This window comes from Paenibacillus glycanilyticus (assembly GCF_023715145.1).
Classification (GTDB): Bacteria; Bacillota; Bacilli; order Paenibacillales; family Paenibacillaceae; genus Pristimantibacillus; species Pristimantibacillus glycanilyticus_A.
This window is the reverse complement of record NZ_JAMBNP010000013.1, coordinates 181,911-188,778: the sequence shown is the minus strand read 5'-3', so window position 1 is coordinate 188,778 and position 6,868 is coordinate 181,911. Positions and strand designations below refer to the sequence as shown.

General features: G+C 51.7%; 4 protein-coding genes. 2 read left to right on the top strand and 2 right to left on the bottom strand.

What is annotated here, in order from left to right:
• Window positions 1–2,270, top strand: a 2,270-nt coding sequence (locus M3194_RS26610) for an InlB B-repeat-containing protein (RefSeq protein ID WP_251657143.1), incomplete at its 5' end; no start/stop codon positions are given.
• A 65-nt stretch (window positions 2,271–2,335) separates the two neighbouring features.
• Here the strand turns inward: M3194_RS26610 and M3194_RS26605 are convergent.
• Window positions 2,336–3,961 carry a response regulator transcription factor gene (locus M3194_RS26605; protein ID WP_251657142.1) on the bottom strand — a complete coding sequence of 542 codons (1,626 nt, stop codon included), beginning with the start codon at window positions 3,959–3,961 and terminating at the stop codon, window positions 2,336–2,338.
• Between the two features lie 42 nt (window positions 3,962–4,003).
• Complete coding sequence (locus M3194_RS26600; RefSeq protein ID WP_251657141.1) at window positions 4,004–5,731, bottom strand: sensor histidine kinase; 1,728 nt, start codon at window positions 5,729–5,731, stop codon at window positions 4,004–4,006.
• A 162-nt stretch (window positions 5,732–5,893) separates the two neighbouring features.
• Between M3194_RS26600 and M3194_RS26595 the strand changes: the two genes are divergently transcribed.
• Window positions 5,894–6,859 carry an ABC transporter permease gene (locus tag M3194_RS26595; RefSeq protein WP_251657140.1) on the top strand — a complete coding sequence of 322 codons (966 nt, stop codon included), beginning with the start codon at window positions 5,894–5,896 and terminating at the stop codon, window positions 6,857–6,859.
• Window positions 6,860–6,868: the final 9 nt, after the last annotated feature.

Sequence of the window (6,868 nt, the reverse complement as noted above, 5' to 3'; positions counted from 1 at the left end):
GAGCCGATGGAACGGAAGTGAAAGCCGAGCCGGCAACGGGCTATCATTTTACCGGCTGGAGCGACGGCGTTCAGGAGGCTGTGCGTACGGATAAGGGGAATGTGGCTGACCTGAACGTGACGGCGAATTTTGCGATTAACGAATATACGTTAACCTACGCGGAGGGTCAGCACGGAACGTTGACAGGCGACAAGCTGCAAACGGTACAGCATGGCGCGGACGGCACAAAAGTAACGGCAGTTGCCGATACGGGTTATCACTTTACGCGTTGGAGTGACGGCGTGACGACGGCAAGCCGCACGGACGTAAACGTGACCGGCAATTTGAGCGTGACGGCGGAATTCGCGATCAACACGCTTACGCTCACTTATACTGCGGGAGCAGGGGGAAGCGTGACCGGAACGGCAACGCAGGAAGTCGATTATGGAGCCGATGGAACGGAAGTGAAAGCCGAGCCGGCAATTGGCTATCATTTTACCGGCTGGAGCGACGGCGCACAGGAGGCTGTGCGTACGGATAAGGGGAATGTGGCTGACCTGAACGTGACGGCGAATTTTGCGATTAACGAATATACGTTAACCTACGCGGAGGGTCAGCATGGAACGTTGACAGGCGACAAGCTGCAAACGGTACAGCATGGCGCGGACGGCACAAAAGTAACAGCAGCGGCCGATACGGGTTATCACTTCACGCGTTGGAGTGACGGCGTGACGACGGCAAGCCGTACGGACTTGAACGTAACCGGCAATCTAAACGTTGCTGCAGAATTCGCGATCAACACGTTTACGCTCACCTATACTGCGGGAGCAGGAGGAAGCGTAAGCGGAACGGCAACGCAGGAAGTCGATTATGGAGCCGATGGAACCGAAGTGACGGCTGTTCCGGATGCGGGTTACCGGTTTGTCAGCTGGAGCGACGGACTGGGAACCGCAACAAGAACGGATCGCGGAGTAACCGGCAACCTGAATGTTACGGCTGCATTTGCTGCAATCGGCAATAGCGGCAGTGGCAGTAATACGGGATCGTCTTCCGGATTTGATATCCTTATTGACGGAAAGACGTACCGTTTAGGCGAGCTGAAATCCTCCAATCGGGGAGGGCAAACGGTATCGACTATATCCATGAGCCTGGATAAGGTGAAAGAGGTGCTTGCTTCCGCGGGTCAGCAGGTGACGGTTGTTCTGCCGATCAAGACGGGATCGGATGTCGCAATTGCCGAGCTGCCGGGCGAGCTTCTGCAGCTGCTGATCGAGAAGCAAGCAAGCTTGCGGATAGAAACGGAGTATGCCGCATACACGCTCCCAATGGGGCTTATCGACTTGGCGAAGCTATTTGGCGGCAGCGTCAAGGCCAAGGATGTCGTGGTTAGCGTGGAGCTGAGCAAACCAACGGCGGAAATGACAGCATTGGCACAGAAAGCCGTTGAGCAAAATCAGCTCACCTTGGCATTGCCGCCTGTAAATTTCTCAATCTCGATCTCTTACGAAGGCAAGAAAAATGAGCTATCTACATTTGCTTCCTATGTGGAACGCATGATTGCCATTCCGGAGAGTATCTCCGGGAATGAGGCATTAACGGCAATCGTCGTGGAGCCGGACGGATCCGTTCGCCCCGTGCCGACCAAGCTGGTCACGATTGACGGAAAACGATTCGCGGTCATTAACAGCCTGACGAACAGCTTGTATGCGCTCGTGAGCAAGACGGCTGCCTTCTCGGATGTCAATCATCACTGGGCAAAAAACGCGGTGGAAGATATGGCGTCGCGCTTAATCGTTGGCGGAGCGGGTGACGGACTGTTCCACCCGAACAAAGCGATTACCCGTGCCGAGTTCTCGGCCATCATCGTTCGCGCGCTGGGGCTTCGTTTGGAGAATGGCGCTAGCAGCTTCTCGGACGTGAAAGCATCGGTCTGGTATGCCGATGCTGTGCAAACCGCATACTCGCACAAGCTTATTAGCGGGTATCCGGACGGCAAATTCCATCCAAACGACAGCATTACTCGCGAGCAGGCTATGACGATCATAGCGAAAGCAATGGCGTTAACGGGCATTCAGACCGATCTTCCAGAGAGCAGCGTTAACGAACTGATCAAAGCGTTCTCGGATAAAGGGAAAATCTCGGCATGGGCTAAAAACGGCATTGCGGCTTGCTTGCAAGCCGGAGTTGTATCCGGACAAAGCGCTTCCGTTCTTGCTCCTGCTTCAAATATTACGAGGGCAGAGGCTACAGTCATAATTCAACGGCTGCTCTTGAAGTCCAACTTGATATAAACGAACCAAAAAAGACGCTTCTCGTCCAACCCGGGCGAGAAGCGTCTTTTTATGCTTGTCTGCTCTTAATTTGTCACCTTGTTGCGGTATTCCTGCGGCGTAATGCCGAAGTGCTTCTTGAACAGCTGGATGAAGTAGCTTGGCTTCTGGTAGCCTAGCATCACCGAAATTTCATAGATTTTCTCATCGGTTTGCGTGAGCAGCTCGGCGGATTTCTCCATCCGGGCGCGAAGCAGGTATTCGCTGATGCCTTCGCCTGTTTCGGTCTTGTAGATCTTCGACAGGTAGGAAGGATTCAGGTAGACATGCGTGGATATGGAGTGCAGCGACGCCTGCTCCAGATGGCTGTGAATATATTCCTGGACCTTGCGGATAATGCCCGACCGGGAATCCTTGTCCTCAATATGGATGGACTTCCGGTAGGAAGCTATCGAACGGGATGTCCATGAGCGCAAATCCTCAACGGAATTAATCGGACTGCCGTTCGCAAAGGCGTGGAAATCATCGCCGATCATATCGGACAGCCATTTCTTGTTCTTATGAGCCAAAGCCGCAAGGGTTGCGGCAATCGAAAAGTAAGCCTCCAGCACATGCTCCTGGGAATCGCGCCACTCCTCCTGAATTTCGCGGAAAATCGCTTCAAGCTTGTCGTTTGCCGCATCCCACTGGCCAAGCTCGAGCATCTGCAGCACGGAAGGCGGGCGGTACAGCTCGCCCAGCAGCTGCGGTGTTCCGCGTGTCGGCTCCTTCGCCAGTGACACGAACAGTTCCCGCTCACCTCCGATGAACTGGCGGAAGTTCGTAATAGAAGCTTGATAGAGAGGGCTTACCTCTTGGGGGAAAGAGCCTCTTTTGCTCGTCAGAATAGAGATGCCAACCTTCAGATAAGACTTTACCACATGCTGCAGCTGGAAGGCATGGCTCTCAATCCAGCCGTCCAAATCACTGGATACGGTTGAACCGGCTTTGGCCTTTAAAAGGCAGACGATAAAGCCGTTCGCATCCTTGCAATGCCAGATATCCAGCTGGTCTCCGAATACTTCCTCCGCAATATTGGCAATGGCGTAATCAATCAAGGCTTCGCTCTCGCCGTCATCATAGAGCCGTTCTTCATCATCGAGACGGAGCAGCATCACATGGAAGCCGTCATCCTCCCGGAATGGAATCGTATACGTGGCCAGCTTCTTGTTCAAGCGCTGCGGGGATAGAGACTGCTTGCCGCTCACCATATCCAGAAGCAGATATTCTCTTAGCTTTGGCAGCTGCTCCCGCAGGGAGTACATGGCCCGCTGCATCGAGCTGATCTCCAGCCATTCCTGCTCAAGCTCCTTGATCGCGCGGCGAACGGAGGTAATCAGCTCATCGTCGGATGCCGGCTTTAGCAGATAATCGCTGGACTTCAGCTTCAGCGCCTGTTTGGTATATTCGAAATCGGAGTAACCGGAGAGCAGAATGCATTTGGTATGCTTCCAGTTCAACTTAATCTCCTGAATCAGCTCAAGACCCGTCATGCCGGGCATCCGGATGTCGGTAATGACGACATCGATGGCATGCTCGTGCATCAGCTCGATGGCTTCAGGGCCGGAATAAGCTTTATGCACAGCATCAATGCCGGCTTCCTCCCAAGGCAGCATATCTGCCAGATCGTCTGCAAGTATCGATTGGTCATCTACAATTAATAGCTGGCGCATGTTCGATTCCTCCTAAAAAGAATTGCTTCGTAAGCATTGATTTTAAGAATTGTGGTTTGTCTCGTTTGGCCAATACAACTCAACGGTCAGCCCGCCGTCATCGCCGCGATTCAGGCGCACGCCAGCCTCTTGTCCATACTGCAGCAGCATGCGCTGGCGGGTATTCCATAAGGCGCAGCCTTTGTCCTCCGTCGGAGGCATCGACATTTGGAGCTTCAGCTGGGCCAGCTGCTCCTCGGTTACGCCAATGCCGTTATCCGTGACGGTAATGAGGTTGTAGCGGTCATTTTGCGAGCCTATGATCCGGACTTCGCCAGTACCGATCGGCTCAAGGCCGTGCACGACGGCATTTTCCACGATTGGCTGCAGGATAAGCCTTGGAATTTCGAGCTCTTCCATCGCCTCCGGAATCGTGATGACATAGGTCAAATCCTGGACATTCATCGCTTGGATGGCAAGATAGCTTTTGACAAGCTCGACTTCTTCCCGCAGGTAGGCAAGCTCTCTCTCGGATCTGGTTGTATAGCGGTAATAACGGCTGAGATGAAGAGCAAGCTCCATAACCGATTCTTTCTCTCCAAGTCTCGTCAAGCTGCGGATGAGAGAGAAGCAATTATAGAGAAAATGCGGATTGATCTGGGATTGCAACTGCTTCAGGTTAGCGTCTCTTGAACGGATCTGTTCGAGATAAACGTTCTGGATCAGCTGCTCGATCTGGACGGCCATATCGTTAAAGCTGACGAGCAGGAAGTGGAACTCGTTGTTCGGATGGAACACCTTCAGCTTCGGATATTCGCCTTTCTTCAGCTTCTTCACGCCGCGGATCAGCTCGCGGATCGGAACCTGCACATTCGTATACAGGACATAGGCCGCAATCGTGCTGCCGATCAGCAGGAATAAGATGCAGATGTAGAAAAGATTGCTGTTCGTCGTAATGGGTCTGACAACGTCATCAATCGGCAAGTAATCAAACAGATACCAGCCAAGCTCCGGCATGTACACGCTGTTCACGGTATATTCGGTTCCGTTCAGTTTGATGCGGCTGTACTGGGCATGGGAGAGCGTATTCAAATCTATTTTCGAGAGAAGAGTTTGCTGAAGCTCGCTATCGGAACCATTCACGGCTAGTATTCGCTGGTCGGGCGAAACAAAGAAGGCATCTCCTTTGCCGCCTTGCTTAAAGCGCTCGAGCGCTTTCACCAATTCGTCTGCCGCAAAGCTGACTTCTACGACAAGGCCGGCTTTCTCGGAGGAGCTGTCGTAAGGCTCGCTGAGGAACCGGACAAATCTCGGATTGTTCTGATAGTAAGGAGCGACGTTCTCGGTATATTTCCATACCTTTGAATAGTTCTTCTTGACGAGATCTTTATCGTATTCCAGATGGAAGTCGGTTGAAACGAAGGTATTGGTAGCCGGCGCATAGATGCTTATGGTTGTATCCCACGGGGAAGAGGCGTTAATGAGCCGCAGCTTGTCGGCAATTCGGATCTTCTGGTCGGTTTGTTCATACAAAGTGGCGATTTCCAGGAATTCGAGGGTACGGACGTTAATGTCTTCCGTGATCATGAGGCCGCTTCTCGCAAGCTGGCTTGCCGTCTCGTCGGTCTTGTCGGCGAAATAGGACAAGTCCTTATGCATGGATATTTCCACTTCGTTCATGACAACGTCCATACTCGTTTTATTCGAATACCAGTAGAGCGCGATAATCGGAATAAGCAGCAAAACGATAATGCCGACTATTTTTGTAAACGTATTCAATCTAAGCGACATCCTTGTCCGTCTCCCCGCGTCAAAGTGGATGAAAACAAAAGAAATGGGTATCGTTCTAAAATCATTGGCGCAGACTAGCCGATTCCCCGATTGCTATACTTACTATACATCATGATGAAACTCTGTCAATCGACAAAAAGAATAGCGGAAAGGACAATGGGGATGGGGACAACAACAAAGGCGATAGCCCGTAATGAGGTCTATGGGGAGAACAACGAAAAAACAAAAACAAGAGGTTTCCTGAAGAGGACATGGCCGCTGCATCTCATGTTGCTTCCGGCAGTCGTCTTGCAATTTATCTTTGTGTACGTACCTCTCGGGGGACTGGTAATCGCTTTTCAGGACTACAAGCCTTACGATGGCATTTTCCATTCCAAGTGGGTTGGGCTTGAGCACTTCAAGTTTATGTTCGATTATCCGGACATCAAGCAGGTTATCACGAACACGGCCTTTATCGCCGCCTTGAAGATTATATGCGGGATTATCGTGCCATTTATTTTTGCTCTCTTGCTGAACGAAGTGAACGTTAATCCGTTCAAGCGCACGGTGCAGACCTTGGTCTACTTGCCCTACTTTATTTCCTGGGTATTCCTCGGCGGCATTCTGAACGACATGCTGGCTTCGGACGGGATCATTAACACGGTTCTTCACAACTGGTTTGGCGTAAAAGAATCGATTCTGTTCCTTGGCGACGGAGACTGGTTCCGTTTTGTAGTGGTGCTTAGCGATATCTGGCAGCAGTTTGGTTACGGCACGATCGTATACCTTGCCGCGCTGGCGGGGGTTAATCCTTCCCTGTATGAGGCAGCCGAGGTGGACGGCGCGACACGCTGGAAGCAGACCTGGCATGTAACGATTCCGTCGCTTTTGCCGATCGTTATCGTCGTAGGGACGCTTGCGCTCGGCAATATCCTGAACGCAGGCTTCGACCAAATCTTCAACTTGTATAATCCGCTTGTCTACGATAAAGGCGATATCATTGATACTTTCGTTTATCGTACGGGGATTTTGAACGGGCAGTACAGCCTGGCAACAGCGGTGGGCATATTCAAATCCTTGATTGGTTTCGTGCTCATCATCATCGGCTACAAGCTCGCCAAAAAATATGCGGATTATAAAATCTTCTAGAAAGGGGTA